Source organism: Lentzea sp. NPDC060358, assembly GCF_042725365.1.
GTDB lineage: Bacteria > Actinomycetota > Actinomycetes > Mycobacteriales > Pseudonocardiaceae > Lentzea.
The window spans coordinates 1-16,321 of record NZ_JBHXCW010000180.1 but is presented as its reverse complement, the minus strand read 5'-3'; the positions used below and the strand labels follow the sequence as shown (position 1 = coordinate 16,321).

The window sequence follows — 16,321 nt, the reverse complement described above, 5'->3', positions numbered from 1 at the left end:
CCGGCGACGAGATCGACGCGCTGCGCAGGGGCCTGAGGGTCACGGGCTCCCCGTGACCGTGCTGCCCGACTTCGTGACGGAGTAGGTCGCGGTGGCGCCGCTCCAGTAGTGGAAGGTGAGCGTCACCCGCGCGTTGTCGTTGACCTCGGCGAAGAACGCCGGGGTCAGCGTCGTCGCGCCCGTGGTGTAGCCCGGTGCGAACGCCACGTCGAACTCCTTGAAGGAAGTCCAGTTGTGCGGCCCGGCGTTCGAGCCGTCCGCGTACCTCGCCTCCATCGTGGCGAGCAGGTCGCCGCGGAAGTTCGTCGGGATCGAGAACGCGCCGGTGGTGCCGGTCGCGGCCGAGAGCACCGGCGGGTCGTGGGTGATCACGTTGATCCGCCAGGGCACCCCGGCCGAGAAGTGGGCCGTCAGCACGGCGTTCGTGCCGTAGGCCCGCGAGCCGGTGAGCCTGGTCAGCGCCGGCGCGGTCAGGGTGAGCTGGTCGCCGGAGACCGTGTAGTCGGTGCCGCGCACCAGATCCGTGCCGCCCTGGCGCAGTGCGGTGAACGTGGTCCCGTTGGGGTTCAACGTGATCGTCTTGGCGGTGATGGCGCTCGCCTTGGCGTTGAACACCTGGTCGGTCGACGCGGTGCCGGAGCGGGTGGTCCAGCTCGACTTGATCTGGGCGATCAGCTCGGGGTCGCTCCACGCGAACGACGTGCGGCCGAGGTGCTGGCCGTTGTCCCACAGCATCGTCGTGATCTTCTTGGTGCGCGCGTAGTACCCGAAGAGCTCGAAGAACTTCAGCTTCTCGCCCTGCTCGATCGTGCCGGTGTGCCGGTCGAACCCGAGCAGCCCGTACTCGCCGAGGATCACCGGGATGCCGCGCGAGACGAAGGTGTTCGAGACCCGGTCGAACGAGTCCGTGAGGTCCTTCTGCGCGGTGGCGTCGAAGCGGAACCCGCCGGCCACGTTCACGCTGAACGGCCAGTAGCCGTAGTAGTGCACGGTGGCGGCGATGTTGCGGTCGTTGAAGCCGCTGATCGACGTGGCCAGCTCGTCGAGGCGGGCCTGGTCGGACGACGTGTGCAGGGTGGGCAGCACCAGCAGGCGGCTCGCGTTGGCGCCGCCGGACCCGCGGATGATCGTGCGGAACGACGCGTTCAGCTCGTGCAGCAGCTGGGCGTTCTGGGCGTCACCGGAGCTGCCGGTGAATTGCGGCTCGTTCACGCTCTCGAACACGAGCTTCGCCGGGGAGTCCCTGAACGCGGCCGCCAGCTGCGTCCAGATCGCGTTGTAGCGGGCGAGGACGGTCGTGCGGTCCGCCGGCATCGCCGAGATCCACTGCCACGAGTCGTGGTGGATGTTGATCATCACCTGGAAGCCGTCCGCCAGCGCCCAGCCGACGACCTCCTTGACGCGGTTCAGGTATGCGGTCTCGATCGCGTAGCCCGGCGCCGCGCCCTGGTGCTGGCCCCACGTCACGGGGATGCGGATGCTCTTGAACCCCTGCGCCTTCACGTTGTCCAGCAACGCTTCCGTGACCCGCGGGTTGCCCCAGGAGGTCTCGTCGGCGCCGGTCGAGTCGAGCGTGTTGCCGAGGTTCCAGCCCGGCTGCATCGCGGCGACCTGGGCCATCGCGTCACCGGGCGGCGGGTTTCCCGTCGTCGTGGTGGTCGTGGTGGTCGTCGTCGTGCCGGGGCTGCCGGTGCACGCGACGCCGTTGAGGGCGAACGCGGTCGGCGCCGTGTTCGCGCCCGACCAGCTGCCGTTCACTCCGAAGGACACGGTGCCGTTCGTCTCGATCACCGCGTTGTAGCCGACGTTGGCCGCCGTGGCCTGGGCGCCCGACGACGTGACCGTCGCGTTCCAGGCCTGGGTCACCTGCTGGCCCGACGGCCACGTCCAGGTGAGCCGCCAGCCGTCGACCCGGTCACCGAGGTTGGTCACCGCCACGCTCGCGGTGAACCCGCCCTGCCACTGGCTCGGTACCGCGTAGTCGACCTTGCACCCCGCCGCTGCCGCCGCCGGGGCCGTGACCGCGAACCCGATGCTCGCCGCCACCGAGACGAAAGCCGCCAACAGCGCCGCGCCGCGCCGTCCGCTCATGATCCACCTCCACGTCCTGGGAACGTTCCCAGGTCGCTCGGCACTGTAGCCAGCCCCTTGTGCCGCAGGAAGAACGCGTCGAATCGGCGGTCGGCGTCGTCGAACGGTGGTCGATCCGGGGTCGAGGATCTCGTTGCGCCCCGTGCAATTGTGTCGAATTGTCGAACAAGCGGCGCGCTTTTCGCTTCGTGACCGTTACAGTCCGATTTCTGGGAGCGCTCCCAGTCGAGTGGGAACCGCAGTCATCGGAGGCTCACGTGCGCATGTCGAGAGCTGTGCCGGTCGTTCTCGCCGCGGTGCTCGCGGCGCTGTCCGGCCCGCTGGTGTCACCGTCGGCGGCCGCGCCCGCGTTCAACTACGCGGAGGCGCTGCAGAAGTCGATCTGGTTCTACGACGCCCAGCGCTCGGGGGACCTCACCGAGACCAACCGGGTGAGCTGGCGGGCGGACTCCGCGCTGCGCGACGGGTCGGACGCCGGGCTCGACCTGTCCGGCGGGTTCTACGACGCGGGCGACCACGTGAAGTTCGGGCTGCCCTTCGCGTTCAGCATGTCGATGCTCGCCTGGGGCGCCGTGGAGAACCGGAGCGCGTACGCGAGCTCGGGCCAGCTCCCCCACCTGCTGGCGAACCTGCGGCACGGCACCGACTGGATCATCAAGGCGCACCCGTCCCCCAACGTCGTCTACGGGCAGGTCGGCGCGGGCAACCCCGACCACGCGTGGTGGGGTTCGGCGGAGGTCATGCCGATGGCCCGTCCTTCGTACAAAGTGGACGCTTCCTGTCCCGGTTCCGACCTCGCGGGCGAGTACGCGGCGGCGATGGCGTCGGCGTCGATGGTCTTCAAGGACACCGACCCGACGTACGCGGCCACCCTGCTCACGCACGCCAAGCAGCTCTACTCGTTCGCCGACACCTACCGCGGCAAGTACAGCTCGTGCATCACCGACGCCGCGAGCTACTACAACTCGTGGAGCGGCTACCAGGACGAGCTGGTGTGGGGCGCCATCTGGCTGCACCGCGCCACCGGCGACGCGAGCTACCTGACCAAGGCCAAGACCGAGTACCTGAAGCTCAGCACCGAGCAGCAGAGCACCGAGCGCTCCTACAAGTGGACCATCGCGTGGGACGACAAGTCCTACGGCGCCTACGTGCTGATGGCCAAGCTCACCGGCGAGCAGACCTACGTCACCGACGCCAACCGGTGGCTCGACTTCTGGACGACCGGCTACAACGGCAACCGGGTGCGCTACTCCCCCGGCGGCCAGGCGGTGCTCGACAGCTGGGGATCGCTGCGGTACGCGGCCAACACGGCGTTCGCCGCGCTGACCTACTCCGACTGGCTGTCCACGCGGGACAGTGCGCGCGCCAAGACCTACCACGACTTCGGCGTGCGCCAGATCAACTACGCGCTCGGCGACAACCCGCGGGGCGCCAGCTACGTCGTCGGTTTCGGCACCAATCCCCCGCGCAACCCGCACCACCGCACCGCGCACGGCTCGTGGGCCGACAGCATCCAGGAGCCCGCCGTGAGCCGGCACGTGCTCTACGGTGCGCTGGTCGGCGGTCCCAGCACCAACAACGACGCCTACACCGACAGCCGCAGCGACTACGTGATGAACGAGGTCGCGCTCGACTACAACGCGGGCTTCACCAGCGCGCTGGCCCGGCTGCACGGGGAGTACGGCGGCACGGCGCTGACGAACTTCCCCGTGGCCGAGACGCCGGACGGGCCCGAGCTCACCGTGCAGGCGTCGGTGAACCAGAGCGCCGCCCAGTTCACCGAGGTCAAGGCGTTCGTGCTGAACAAGAGCGCGTGGCCCGCGCGGACGTTCAACGGCTCCCTGCGCTACTTCTTCACCCTTGACGGCGCCACCACCCCGAGCCAGATCAGCGTCACCACGAACTACAACCAGTGCGGCGCGGCGAGCGCGCCGGCGCAGTACCGCGGTTCGGTGTACTACGTGGAGATCCCGTGCACCGGCGTCGCCCCGGCCGGGCAGTCCGCGTTCCGCAAGGAGGTCCAGTTCCGGATCACCAGCGCGGGCACCTGGGACCCGTCCAACGACTGGTCCCACACCGGCCTCGGCACCGGCAACACCGTGGTGCAGACCGACCGGGTCGTGCTGCGCCAGGACGGGCGGACGGTCTGGGGCGCGGAGCCGGGCGGCGGGGTCGACGACAGCCAGCCGCCGTCGGTCCCGAGTGGACTGACGGCCGGGACCGCGTCCAGCACGGGCGTCGCGCTGAGCTGGACGGCCTCGACCGACAACGTCGGGGTGGCGGGCTACGAGGTGCTCAACGGCAGCGCGGTCGCCGGTTCGTCGGCCACCACGAGCCTCCAGCTCACCGGCCTGACGCCCGACACGGCGTACTCGTTCGCGGTGCGCGCCAAGGACGCCGCGGGCAACGTCTCGGCCCTGAGCCCCGCGGTCGCCGTCCGCACCCTCCCCGGCGCGAGCGGCACCCTGGCGGTGCAGCACAAGGGCACCGGCGCGGCCACGACGAACCAGATCGGCGCCACCCTCCAGCTGACCAACCGCGGCACGGCGCCGGTCAGCCTCAGCAGTACCACGATCCGGTACTGGTTCACCGGCGACGCGCCATCACCCACCTACCAGGTGTGGTGCGACTGGGCGCAGATGGGCTGCGCGGGTGTGCAAGTGCGGGTGGTGAAGCTCACCACCGCGCGCACGGGCGCCGACGCCTACCTCGAGGTGTCGTTCAGCTCCGGCAGCCTCGCCGCGGGGGCGAGCACCGGCGAGATCCAGGTGAGGACCGCGAAGTCCGATTGGTCCACTTTCGACCAGTCCGGCGACCACAGCTACCGCGTGAGCGCCTCCCTCACCGACTTCGACAGGGTCACCGCCCACACCGGCGGCGCCCTCGTGTGGGGCGCCGAGCCCTGACAGCTTCGGGGCGGGACGTTCTGCGCGCTCAGGCGTCCCGCGCCGACCCCAGCCGCGTTCCCGGTACAGCGGCGTGCCGGGAACGCGCTCTCACAGCTCTACGATGAGCGCATGACGGAGATCGACCGGCACCGCCGGCCAGGCCCTCGCATCGAGGAGGTCGCACGGATGGCCGGCGTCTCGAAGTCGACGGTCTCCCGCGTGATCAACGGCGAGCAGTACGTGAGCGCCAAGGCGCGCGACGCCGTGCACACCGCGATCACCCATCTGAGGTACAGCCCGAACCAGGCGGCGCGCTCGCTCGCGGGCAGCAAGGCCAACGCGATCGCGCTGATCGTCTCCGAGCAGAGCGGCCGCGTCCTCGGCGACCCGTTCTTCGCGGGCGTGCTGCGCGGCGTCCACGCCGAACTGGCCGGGCACCACATGCAGCTGCTGCTGATGCTGAGCCGCCCGGAGGACCACGACGACCTCCTCACCTACCTGGCGGGCGGCCACGTGGACGGTGCGCTGCTCGTGAGCCTGCACGGCGACGACCCGCTGCCGCGCCGGTTGCAGGAGATCGGCCTGCCGGTGGTCGTGGGCGGCCGCCCGCTCGCGACGACGTCGGTCCCGTTCGTCGACTCGGACAACTTCACCGGCGGCCTGGACGCCGTGCGGCACCTCGTCTCGCTGGGCCGCGACAGGATCGCGACCGTCGCGGGCCCGCGCGACATGGCGGCGGGCCTGGACCGGCTGAGCGGCTGGCGCCGCGGCCTGGGCGAGGCGAGGCTCGCCGCGGACCTCGTCGCGGAGGCCGACTTCACCCCGGAGAGCGGCGCCCGCGCGATGGAGGAACTGCTGGACAGGGCCCCTGACATCGATGCCGTCTTCGTCGCGGCGGACATCATCGCCCTGGGCGTGCTGCAGGTGCTGCACGCCCGCGGCCGGCGCGTGCCGCAGGACGTGGCGGTGGTCGGGTTCGACGACTCGCTGCTCGCCTCCACCGCGACCCCGCCCCTCACCACGGTCCGGCAGGACGTCGAGCAGCTCGGCCGCACGATGACGTGGCGGCTGCTGGGCGAGCTGGCGGGCGAGGACGGCCTGCCGCCGTCGCTGCTGCTGCCGACCTCGCTCGTGCGGCGCGAGAGCGCCTGAGCCCGGCCGCGGCTCGTGACCGCCCCGGGGTCGGGGCGGTGTGGCGCCGGGGGCGGCCGGAAGCCGGGTTCAGGCGGGGTGTGCGGCACGACGGCGCCCGAGTTGGGCAGCTCAGGCGAGGCGCGACAGCACCCGAGCCGGCAAAGCACCCGAGCCAGGCCGGCTCGCGCACGAGCGCCTGAACCGGCCGCCCAGATCCACCTGGGCACCACCCAGGCCACTGGCTCACGCCGCCAGATCCACCCGATCCGCCGATTCACGCCACCGAACCACCCGGCCACCACCCGAACCGGACAACCACCGGACAACCATCGGACAGAGCCGTTCGGCTCCTCCCGCACACCCGCGAGCACCACCCGCGCCACCCCCGGAAAGCCGTCCCCCCGCTTTCGCTTGGCGCGCACGGACCTCGTCGTCCCGGCCCCGCGAGTCTGGCGCTCTGCGTGCCGACCCCGGCACGCACTGTTAACCCAAAGGTCATGTTTCCGGGAACGCTCCCAGGTTTCACAACTGTGACCTGGACCATGAATGTCGAGGTCACCCGGTTTCCGCAGCCCGCAATCAACTGGAGTACCCCGGAGTGTGTCTTGACACACGTTCGAAGCCAGTACGACACTCCTCCGCATCTGGGAGCGCTCCCAGAACCCGCCGCCGAGACCAGAGGAGTTCTCCCGTGCGACACCGTTGGGTCAGCGTGCTGATCTGTGCCGCCGTGTCCGCCGCAGCCACGTCAGCGTGCGGATCAGGCGGGGCCGGTCAGTCGGCAGACGGCAAGACCGAGCTGACGATCGCCACGTTCAACGAGTTCGGCTACGAAGACCTGTTCAAGGAGTACGAAGCCGCTCACCCGGACATCAAGATCACGCAGCGCAAGACCGGCCAGGGCCAGCCCCACCACCAGAACCTGTTCACCAAGCTCGGCGCCGGTTCCGGCCTCGCCGACATCGAGGGCGTCGAAGAGGGCTACCTCAGCCAGGTCATGTCGAAGTCCGGCCAGTTCAACGACCTCAAGGAGATCGGGCCGAAGATCGAGGACAACCGCTGGCTGCAGTGGAAGACCGACGCGATCACGACCAAGGACGGCAAGCTCATCGGCTACGGCACCGACATCGGTCCGCTGGCCATGTGCTACCGCAAGGACCTCTTCGCCGCGGCCGGTCTGCCGTCCGACCCGGAGGGCGTCAAGGCGCTCTTCGCCACGTGGGACAGCTACTTCGCCGCGGGTGACCAGTTCATCGCCAAGTCGCCCGGCGTGGGCTGGTTCGACAGCGCCGCGCAGGTCTACAACGCGATGCACAACCAGCTGGAGACGGGCTACTACGACAAGTCCGACAAGCTGGTCGTCGACACCAACGCCGACATCAAGAAGAACTGGACCACGGTGACGCAGGCCGTCGCCAAGGGACAGTCGGCGCGGCTCGGCGCGTTCAGCAACGAGTGGAACACCGGCTTCAAGCTCGGCAAGTTCGCCACGAAGACCTGCCCGTCGTGGATGCTCGGCGTGGTCGAGTCGCAGGCGGGTCCCGAGAACAAGGGCAAGTGGGCGGTCACCGACGCGTTCCCGAACGGTGGCGGCAACTGGGGCGGTTCGTACCTGACCGTGCCGAAGCAGAGCAAGAACGCGCAGAAGGCCGCCGAGCTCGCCGCCTGGCTGACCTCTCCCGAGCAGCAGATCAAGGCGTTCAAGGCGAAGGGCACCTTCCCCAGCCAGGTCAAGGCGCTCGACGCGCCCGAGCTGCTGGAGCAGACCAACGCCTACTTCGGTGACGTGAAGGCCGGCGCGCTGTTCGCCACGCAGGCCAAGAAGATCAAGGCCGCGCAGTACAAGGGCCCGGCCGACGGCCAGATCCAGGAGACCGTGTTCAGCCCGGCGCTGCTGTCGGTCGAGCAGGGCAAGAGCTCCGATGAAGCCTGGAAGGCCGCCGTCGAGGGTGCGCAGAAGGCGGCCAAGTAGTGACGGCCACTCTCTCCGAGGTGGACCGCGGGCGAGCGCAGGAGGCTCGCCCGCGGCCTCCGCGGCGGTACCGGCTGTCCAACCTGGACACCAAGTTCTCGCCGTACCTCTTCGTCGCGCCGTTCTTCGTGCTGTTCGGCGCGATCGGGTTGTTCCCCCTGCTCTACACGGCCTACGTGTCGCTGTTCGACTGGGAGGTCGGGGCGGACGACCCGGCGTTCATCGGGCTGGAGAACTACCGGACGCTCTTCGAGGACGACCAGTTCTGGAACGCGCTGTTCAACACGTTCAGCATCTTCCTGCTCTCGAGCGTCCCGCAGATCGTCGTCGCCGTGGTCATCGCGGCGCTGCTCAACGCCAACCTGCGGGCCCGCACCGGCTGGCGGATGGGTGTGCTGCTGCCCTACGTCGCCTCGCTCGTCGCGTTGACGATCATCTTCGGCAACCTGTTCGGCCCGCAGTACGGCCTGGTGAACGACGTGCTCGGGCTGCTGGGCATCAGCCCGATCGACTGGCAGGCCAGCACCTTCGGCAGCCACGTCGCCATCGCGTCGATGGTCAACTGGCGGTGGACCGGCTACAACGCGCTGATCGTCCTCGCCGCGATGCAGGCGATCCCGCGGGACGTCTACGAGGCGGCGCTGGTGGACGGCGCGAGCGCGCTGCGGCAGTTCTTCAGCATCACGCTCCCGATGCTCAAGCCGACGCTGATCTTCGTGATCATCACCTCGACCATCGGCGGTCTGCAGATCTTCACCGAGCCGAAGCTGTTCGAACCCTCGGGCGGCAGCGGCGGCGGTGCGGAGCACCAGTACCAGACCGTCGTGCTCTACCTGTACCAGTCGGCGTTCCAGGGTCTCGACCTCGGCTACGCGTCCGCGATCGCGTGGGTGCTGTTCCTGATCGTGATCGGCGTCGCCGCGCTCAACTTCTTCATCACCAGGAAGGCCGTTCGATGACGACTCGCAGGCCTTCCTTCCTGATCTACGGACTCCTCGGCGCGTTCGTGCTCGGCTCGGCGTTCCCGTTCTACTGGTCCTACCTGGTCGCGAGCCGCGACAACTCGGTGCTGACCGGTGACTTCACGCTCGTGCCGGGCGGGAACTTCTTCAGCAACGCCATGCGGGTGTTCGACACCATCCCGTTCTGGAAGGCGCTGGGCAACAGCTTCGTCGTCTCCGGCACGGTGACGCTGTCGGTGGTGCTGCTGTCGACACTGGCCGGGTTCGCCTTCGCCAAGCTGCGGTTCCGCGGCCGCGGCGTGCTGTTCCTGTTCGTCGTGGCCACCCTGGCGGTGCCCACCCAGCTCGGCATCATCCCGCTCTACATGGCGATGGCCGAGTTCGGCTGGGCCGGCGAGATGGAGGCCGTGATCGTGCCGAACCTCGTCACCGCGTTCGGCGTGTTCTGGATGCGGCAGTACCTCCTCGACGCCATCCCCGACGAACTCGTCGAGGCGGCGCGCATGGACGGCTGCAGCCTGTGGCGGACCTTCTGGCACGTCGCACTGCCCGCGGCCCGCCCGGCTGCCGCGATGCTGGGCGTGTTCACGTTCATGCAGTCCTGGAACGACTTCCTCTGGCCGTTGGTCGTCCTCAACGCCGACAACCCGACGCTCCAGGTCGCCCTGGAGAAGCTGCAGAGCGGCTACTACGTCGACTACTCGCTCGTCCTCGCCGGAACGACGCTCGCGACGATTCCGGTGCTCATCGTCTTCCTCGTACTCGGGCGGCAGATCGTCGCCGGTGTCATGCAGGGCGCCGTCAAGGGGTGAAAATGGAGAACATTGTTTTCCCACAGGGTTTTCTGTGGGGATCCGCGACCGCGGCGTTCCAGGTGGAGGGGGCGACCGACGCGGACGGCCGCACCGACTCCATCTGGGACGAGTTCTGCCGGCAACCCGGCAAGGTGGTGGGCGGCGACTGCGGTGAACCCGCCGCCGACCACTACCGGCGGTTCGAGCAGGACGTCGCCATGATGGCGGACCTGGGCCTGCAGGCCTACCGGTTCTCGATCGCCTGGCCGCGCGTGCGGCCCGACGGCGGCGAGGTCAACCAGAAGGGTCTCGACTTCTACAAGCGGCTGATCGACACGTTGCGCGAGCACGACATCACGCCGTGGCCGACGCTGTACCACTGGGACCTCCCGCAGGCGCTGGAGGCGAAGGGCGGCTGGGCGAACCGCGACACCGCGTTCCGCTTCGCCGACTACGCCGCCGCGACCGTCGAGGCGCTCGGCGACCGCGTCGACGCCTGGACGACGCTGAACGAGCCGTGGTGCTCGGCGTTCCTCGGCTACGCGGCCGGCGTGCACGCGCCGGGGCGCACGGAGCCCCGCGCCGCCGTCGCCGCGGTGCACCACCTGCTGCTGGGCCACGGGCTCGCGAACGACACGATCCGCGCGGCCTCGCCGGGTGCCAAGGTCGGCATCACGCTCAACATGTACCCGATCATCCCCGTCGACCCGCGCGACCCCGCGGACCTCGACGTGGCGCGCCGGCTCGACGGCCTGCAGCAGCGGATCTTCCTGGACCCGCTGCTGCGCGGCGAGTACCCGGCCGACGTCCTCGCGGACCTGGAGCCGTTCGGCTTCAGCGAGCACATCCGCGACGGCGACCTCGACGTCATCTCCGGCCCGATGGACATGCTCGGCGTCAACTACTACACCGAGCACTACGTCAGCTCGTCGGCCAACGGCAGCGAGCCCGGCCCGTCGCCGTGGGTGGGCGTGCAGCAGGCGTCGTTCCCGCCCCGTGACGCGCCGATGACCGACATGGGCTGGGAGGTCCGCCCGGACGGGCTCACGTCCGTGCTGCTGCGGGTGCACCACGACTACCCGAAGCTGCCGCTCTACATCACCGAGAACGGCGCCGCGTTCCGCGACGACTTCTCCGGCAACGGCGCGATCGACGACGTGGACCGCACCGGCTTCATCGCCTCGCACCTGCGCGCCGCGCACACGGCGATCATGGCCGGGGTCGACCTGCGCGGCTACTTCTGCTGGTCGCTGCTGGACAACTTCGAGTGGGCCGAGGGGTACGCGAAGCGGTTCGGCATCGTCCACGTGGACTACGACACGCAGGTCCGCACCCCGAAGATGAGTGCGAGGTGGTACAGCCGGGTGGCGCGCGACAACGCGCTGGTCTCCGTCTCATGACGGAAGGCAGGAGTCGGCGCCCCGGCCCGCGCATCGAGGAGGTCGCGCGCGTGGCCGGGGTGTCGAAGTCGACCGTCTCCAGGGTGATCAACGGCGAGAAGTACGTGAGCGAGCGGTCCCGCCAGGCGGTGCACCGCGCGATCGCGATGCTCGGGTACAGCCCGAACCACGCCGCCCGCACCCTGGCGGGCAGCAAGGCGAACGCCATCGCGCTGGTGATCTCCGAGCAGGGCAGCCGCGTGCTCGCGGACCCGTTCTTCGCGGGGATCCTGCGCGGGGTGCACGCCGAGCTCGCCGGACGGCACGTGCAGCTCCTGCTGATGATGAACCAGCCGCTCGACGGCGAGGACCAGGTCGCCTACCTCACCGGCGGACACGTCGACGGCGCCCTGGTCGTGAGCCTGCACGGCGAGGACCCGCTGCCGCGCACGCTCCACGAGACGGGGCTGCCCGTCGTCTCGGGCGGCCGGCCGCTCGCGGGCGGCGGGGCCCCGTTCGTCGACTCGGACAACTTCAACGGCTCGCTCGGTGCCGTGCGGTTCCTGATCTCGCTGGGCCGCCAGAAGATCGCCACCATCGCGGGCCCGCGCGACATGGCCGTGGGCATGGACCGGCTCAGCGGCTGGCGGTGCGGCCTGGCCGAGCACGGCATGCCCGTAGACCTGGTGGTGCACAGCGACTTCACGCCCGACAGCGGCGCGCTCGCGATGGAGGAGCTGCTGCGCCGCGCACCGGACCTCGACGCGGTCTTCGTGGCCGCGGACATCATGGCGGTGGGCGCGCTGCGGGTGCTGCAGGCGAAGGGGTACCGGATCCCGGAGGACGTGGCGGTGGTGGGGTTCGACGACTCGGTGCTCGCCTCCACCGCGACCCCGTCGCTCACGACGGTGCGGCAGGACGTCGAGCAGCTCGGCCGCACGATGACGTGGCGCCTGCTGGCCGAGCTGGGTGGCGAGGAGAAGCTGCCGCAGTCGATCCTGCTGCCGACCTCGCTGGTGCGCCGCGGGAGCGCGTGACGGGCCCGCCCCGCAGGTGCGGGACGGGCCCGTTCCCGTACCGGATCAGACGGACGCGGTGGCGCTCGCGCGCGACGCCAGGCCCTCGAGCACGCCGGCCAGCTTCTCGGTGACCTCGGGGTCGTCGACCGGGTGCAGCTCGGCGAAGCGGACCACGGAGGCCGGGATCGACAGGGTCAGGTCCTCGGCCACGTCGGCGCCGGCGATCTTGACGGCCTTGCGGGCCTCGTCCTGCGCCCACACGCCGCCGTACTGGCCGAACGCGGTGCCCACGACGGCGACCGGCTTGCCGTTCAGGGCACCGGCACCGTAGGGGCGGGACAGCCAGTCGATGGCGTTCTTCAGCACGGCGGGGATGGTGCCGTTGTACTCGGGCGAGACCAGCAGGACGGCGTCGGCGTCGCCGGCGGCCTCGCGCAGCCGGGTCGCGGCGGCGGGGACGGTGCCCTCGACGTCGATGTCCTCGTTGTAGAACGGCACGGTGTCCAGGCCCTCGAACACGCCGACCTCGACGTGCTCCGGCGCGATCTGGACCGCGGCCTCGGCGAGCCTGCGGTTGTGCGAACCGGAGCGGAGGCTGCCGACGAGCGTGAGGATGCGGACGGCCATGGTGTGTCTCCCAGGGTGAGGCTTCGGTGAACTACTGCACTAAACGGGACGCGGCCCGGTTGTCTTCCGGTTAGGCTGCCGAAGTGATCGACAGCACACCGCTCCCCCTCGCGGGACCGGACAGGCAGCTGCGCGCGGACGCCGTGCGCAACCGGGCGTTGCTGCTCGACGCCGCGGCCCGGCTGGCGGGCGAGCGCGGCGCGGCGGCGATCACGATGGAGACGGTCGCCGCGGCGGCCGGGGTCGGCAAGGGCACCGTGTCGCGGCGGTTCGGCGACCGCAACGGGCTGCTGCAGGCCCTGCTCGACCGGTCGGAGCGGCAGTTCCAGGAGGCGTTCCTCAGCGGTCCCGCCCCGCTCGGGCCGGACGCGGACGCGGCGACGCGCCTGCGGGCGTTCGGACCGGCCCTGCTGCGCCACGAACACGCCCACCGCGACCTCTACCTGGCGGCCGAGCCGTCGCCCGAACGCCGGTTCACCGTCCCGGCCCGCCAGTTGCGCCACCGGCACGTGGTCGTGCTGCTGCGCGCCGCCCTGCCCGACGCGGACGCGGGACTCGTGGCGCACACGCTGCTGTCCGCGGTGGACGTCGTGCTGGTCGACCACCTCGTCCACCAGGAGGGCGTGCCACTCGACCGGGTCGAGGCCGCGTGGCGCGACCTCGTCGACCGGCTCCTGGCCTGACCCGCGCCGGTCTTCGAATCGAATCGACCGTCGAAGGGCCCGTCGAATGCCGCCGGACGGCGACCGGCTCTTGTAGCTGCCACCGGACTCCGCCTACGGTCGCCTGGGAGCGCTCCCAGAACCACCGTCGACGAGGACGGAGAACCTCAAGACCATGAGATCGCAACCCCCACGCCTGCTCGCCGCGACCCTGCTCGTGGCACTCATCGGGGTGACGCCCGCGGCCGCCGCGGCGGACTACGAACGCGTGCTCAACGGAGGGTTCGACAACGGCACCGCCGACCCCTGGTGGGCCGGGGCCGGAGTGACGAACCGAGTGACCGGCGGCGAGCTGTGCGCGTCGGTGACCGGGGGCACGACGAACCCCTGGGACGCGCTGGTCGGCCAGAACGGCGTGCCGTTCGAGAGCGGCCAGTCCTACACGTTCTCGTTCGACGCGCGCGCCACGACGGCCCAGCCGGTCACCGCTGCCGCCGGCGAGAGCGTGAGCCCGTACCGCGGGATCGCGAGCCAGCAGTTCTCGCTCTCCACCACCAAGCAGCGCTTCACCTTCTCGTTCACGTCCACTTTGGACTTCCCGGACGCCGGCAACGGCCAGGTGGCGTTCCAGCTGGGCGGCCAGAGCTTCGACAACACGATCTGCGTGGACAACGTCTCGCTGGTCGGCGGCGTCAAGCCCCCCGGCGGCGTGAACCCCAACCCCACCAAGAAGGTCCAGGTCGACCTGGTGGCGTACGCGCCGGGCCTGCCCAAGCGCGCGACGCTCGTGTCCTCGGCGACCACGCCGCAGACGTGGACGCTCAAGAACTCCGCGGGCGCGGCGGTGGCGTCCGGGCAGTCGGTGCCGAAGGGTGCGGACGCGACGTCCGGCGACCCGGTGCACCTGATCGACTTCTCGTCCTACGACACGCCCGGCACCGGCTACACGCTGAGCGTGGGCGCGGACAGCAGCTACCCGTTCGACATCTCGGCCGACGCGTTCAAGAAGCTGCGCTACGACTCGCTCGCGTTCTTCTACCACCAGCGCAGCGGAACGCCGATCGACGCGCAGTACGTCGGCACCGAGTACGCGCGCCCGGCCGGGCACGTCAACGTCGCGCCGAACCAGGGCGACAACAACGTGCCCTGCCGCGCCGACCTCGCCTGCGGCTACACGCTCGACGTGCGCGGCGGCTGGTACGACGCGGGTGACCACGGCAAGTACGTGGTCAACGGCGGCATCGCGACGTGGCAGCTCCTCAACGCCTACGAGCGCGCCTCCCGCGTCGGCGACGCCTCCGCCTACCGCGACGGCGCGCTGAACATCCCCGAGAAGGCCAACGGCGTGCCGGACCTGCTCGACGAGGCGCGCTGGGAGGTCGACTTCCTGCTGAAGATGCAGGCGCCCGACGGCATGGCGCACCACAAGATCCACGACGCCAACTGGACCGCGCTGCCCACCCGTCCCGAACTGGACGACCAGCCGCGCCGGCTGTCCGCCACGAGCACCGCCGCGACGCTGAACCTGGCCGCGGTGGCCGCGCAGGCGTCGCGGCTGTGGAAGACGATCGACGCGCCGTACTCGGCCACGCTGCTCTCGGCCGCCCGCAAGGCGTACACGGCCGCGAAGGCCAACCCGGCCAAGCTCGCCGACCCGAACGACGGCACGGGCGGCGGCGCGTACAACGACGACACCGTGAACGACGAGTTCTACTGGGCCGCCTCGGAGCTGTACGCGACCACCGGTGACGCCGCCTACCGCACGGACGTGACCGCGTCGCCGCACTACAAGGCTGCCTCGCTCAACCGCGGTGGTTTCTACTGGGGCGGAACGGCCCCGCTGGGCGACATCACGCTGGCGCTGGTGCCCAACGGCCTGCCCGCGGCGGACGTCGCGGCGATCAAGACGGCGTTCGCCACCGTCGCGGACCAGCACCTGGCCGCGATGTCGTCGATGGGCTACGCCACGCCGTACGACAACAGCACGGCCGGCTACGTGTGGGGCTCGAACTCGACGGTCCTGAACAACGCCACGGTGCTGGCCCTCGCCCACGACTTCACCGGTGCCGCGAAGTACCGCGACGGCGTGTTCGAGGCGCTGCACTACCTGCTCGGCCGCAACCCGCTCAGCACGTCGTACGTGGCGGGCTACGGCGACCAGGCCGTGCGCAACGTGCACCACCGCTTCTGGGCCCACCAGAACGACCCGACGCTGCCGATCGCGCCGCCCGGATCGCTGTCCGGCGGCCCGAACAGCGGACTGCAGGACCCGGTGGTGCAGCGGCTGCTCGCCGGCTGCCCGCAGCAGAAGTGCTGGGTGGACGACATCGGCGCCTACTCGGTGAACGAGGTGGCGGTCAACTGGAACTCCGCGCTGGCCTGGGTGTCGGGCTGGGCGGCGGAGAAGGCGGGCAACACCACCCCCGTCCCCACCTCCGACTGCGAGGTCGGCTTCACCGCGGGCCGCTGGCAGGACGGCCTGTCGGCCCAGGTCAAGATCACCAACACCGGCAAGTCCGCGTGGGCCGACTGGAAGCTCGCCTTCGCGCTTCCCGGCACGCAGCGGGTCACCAACGGGTGGTCGGCGACGTGGAGCCAGACCGGCCGCGACGTGACGGCGACGAGCATGTCGTGGAACGGCCGCGTCGAGCCGGGCAAGTCGGTGGACATCGGGTTCAACGGGCAGTATCACGATCACACGGTGGGCACCGACCACGGCACGGCCGGGGTGCGCAACGGTCTGTACGGTCCGCTGGTGGTGCGCTCTCCGCCACCGTGGCCACCACCTTCGGC

11 protein-coding genes are annotated in these 16,321 nt (G+C 70.4%); 9 read left to right on the top strand and 2 right to left on the bottom strand.

The genetic code is table 11. The features are described 5' to 3' along the window. Nucleotides 1-39: 39 nt before the first annotated feature. The gene (locus tag ACFWGZ_RS29835) at nt 40-2,091 is read right to left on the bottom strand and encodes a cellulase family glycosylhydrolase (RefSeq protein ID WP_382454910.1); all 2,052 of its coding nucleotides are present in this window, start codon (nt 2,089-2,091) and stop codon (nt 40-42) included. A gap of 263 nt (nt 2,092-2,354) precedes the next feature. On the opposite strand from ACFWGZ_RS29835, the gene ACFWGZ_RS29830 reads away from it, so the two are divergent. The 7 genes from ACFWGZ_RS29830 to ACFWGZ_RS29800 all read left to right on the top strand — a co-directional run bounded on the left by ACFWGZ_RS29830 (nt 2,355) and on the right by ACFWGZ_RS29800 (nt 12,257). Further along, nucleotides 2,355-4,997: a glycoside hydrolase family 9 protein gene (locus ACFWGZ_RS29830; protein ID WP_382454909.1), complete on the top strand. Its 2,643-nt coding sequence runs from the start codon at nt 2,355-2,357 to the stop codon at nt 4,995-4,997. A 111-nt stretch (nt 4,998-5,108) separates the two neighbouring features. After that, the gene (locus ACFWGZ_RS29825; RefSeq protein ID WP_382454908.1) at nt 5,109-6,131 is read left to right on the top strand and encodes a LacI family DNA-binding transcriptional regulator; all 1,023 of its coding nucleotides are present in this window, start codon (nt 5,109-5,111) and stop codon (nt 6,129-6,131) included. Nucleotides 6,132-6,804: 673 nt separating this feature from the next. Further along, nucleotides 6,805-8,085, top strand: coding sequence for an extracellular solute-binding protein (locus ACFWGZ_RS29820; protein WP_382454907.1), 1,281 nt, complete (start codon nt 6,805-6,807; stop codon nt 8,083-8,085). 20 nt (nt 8,086-8,105) lie between these two features. Further along, entirely contained in the window at nt 8,106-9,044 is a 939-nt protein-coding gene (locus ACFWGZ_RS29815) for a carbohydrate ABC transporter permease (protein ID WP_382454906.1), read from the top strand. After that, nucleotides 9,041-9,859: a carbohydrate ABC transporter permease gene (locus ACFWGZ_RS29810; RefSeq protein ID WP_382454905.1), complete on the top strand. Its 819-nt coding sequence runs from the start codon at nt 9,041-9,043 to the stop codon at nt 9,857-9,859. Before ACFWGZ_RS29815 ends, ACFWGZ_RS29810 begins: the two co-directional genes overlap by 4 nt. Before the next feature lie 2 nt (nt 9,860-9,861). Beyond that, on the top strand, nt 9,862-11,241 hold the full coding sequence (locus tag ACFWGZ_RS29805) for a GH1 family beta-glucosidase (RefSeq protein ID WP_382454904.1): 1,380 nt from the start codon (nt 9,862-9,864) through the stop codon (nt 11,239-11,241). Beyond that, nucleotides 11,238-12,257 (top strand): LacI family DNA-binding transcriptional regulator, encoded by a 1,020-nt coding sequence (locus tag ACFWGZ_RS29800; protein WP_382454903.1) that lies wholly within the window; start codon nt 11,238-11,240, stop codon nt 12,255-12,257. The genes ACFWGZ_RS29805 and ACFWGZ_RS29800 overlap by 4 nt, the downstream gene beginning before the upstream one ends. Nucleotides 12,258-12,302: 45 nt before the next feature. Here ACFWGZ_RS29800 and ACFWGZ_RS29795 read toward each other — a convergent pair whose 3' ends face one another. Further along, nucleotides 12,303-12,866, bottom strand: a complete 564-nt coding sequence (locus ACFWGZ_RS29795) for an NADPH-dependent FMN reductase (protein WP_382454902.1) — start codon at nt 12,864-12,866, stop codon at nt 12,303-12,305. Nucleotides 12,867-12,949: 83 nt separating this feature from the next. Between ACFWGZ_RS29795 and ACFWGZ_RS29790 the strand changes: the two genes are divergently transcribed. After that, nucleotides 12,950-13,549 carry a TetR/AcrR family transcriptional regulator gene (locus ACFWGZ_RS29790; RefSeq protein ID WP_382454901.1) on the top strand — a complete coding sequence of 200 codons (600 nt, stop codon included), beginning with the start codon at nt 12,950-12,952 and terminating at the stop codon, nt 13,547-13,549. Between the two features lie 154 nt (nt 13,550-13,703). Continuing rightward, the coding region (locus tag ACFWGZ_RS29785) for a glycoside hydrolase family 9 protein (RefSeq protein WP_382454900.1) at nt 13,704-16,321 on the top strand (2,618 nt) is incomplete at its 3' end.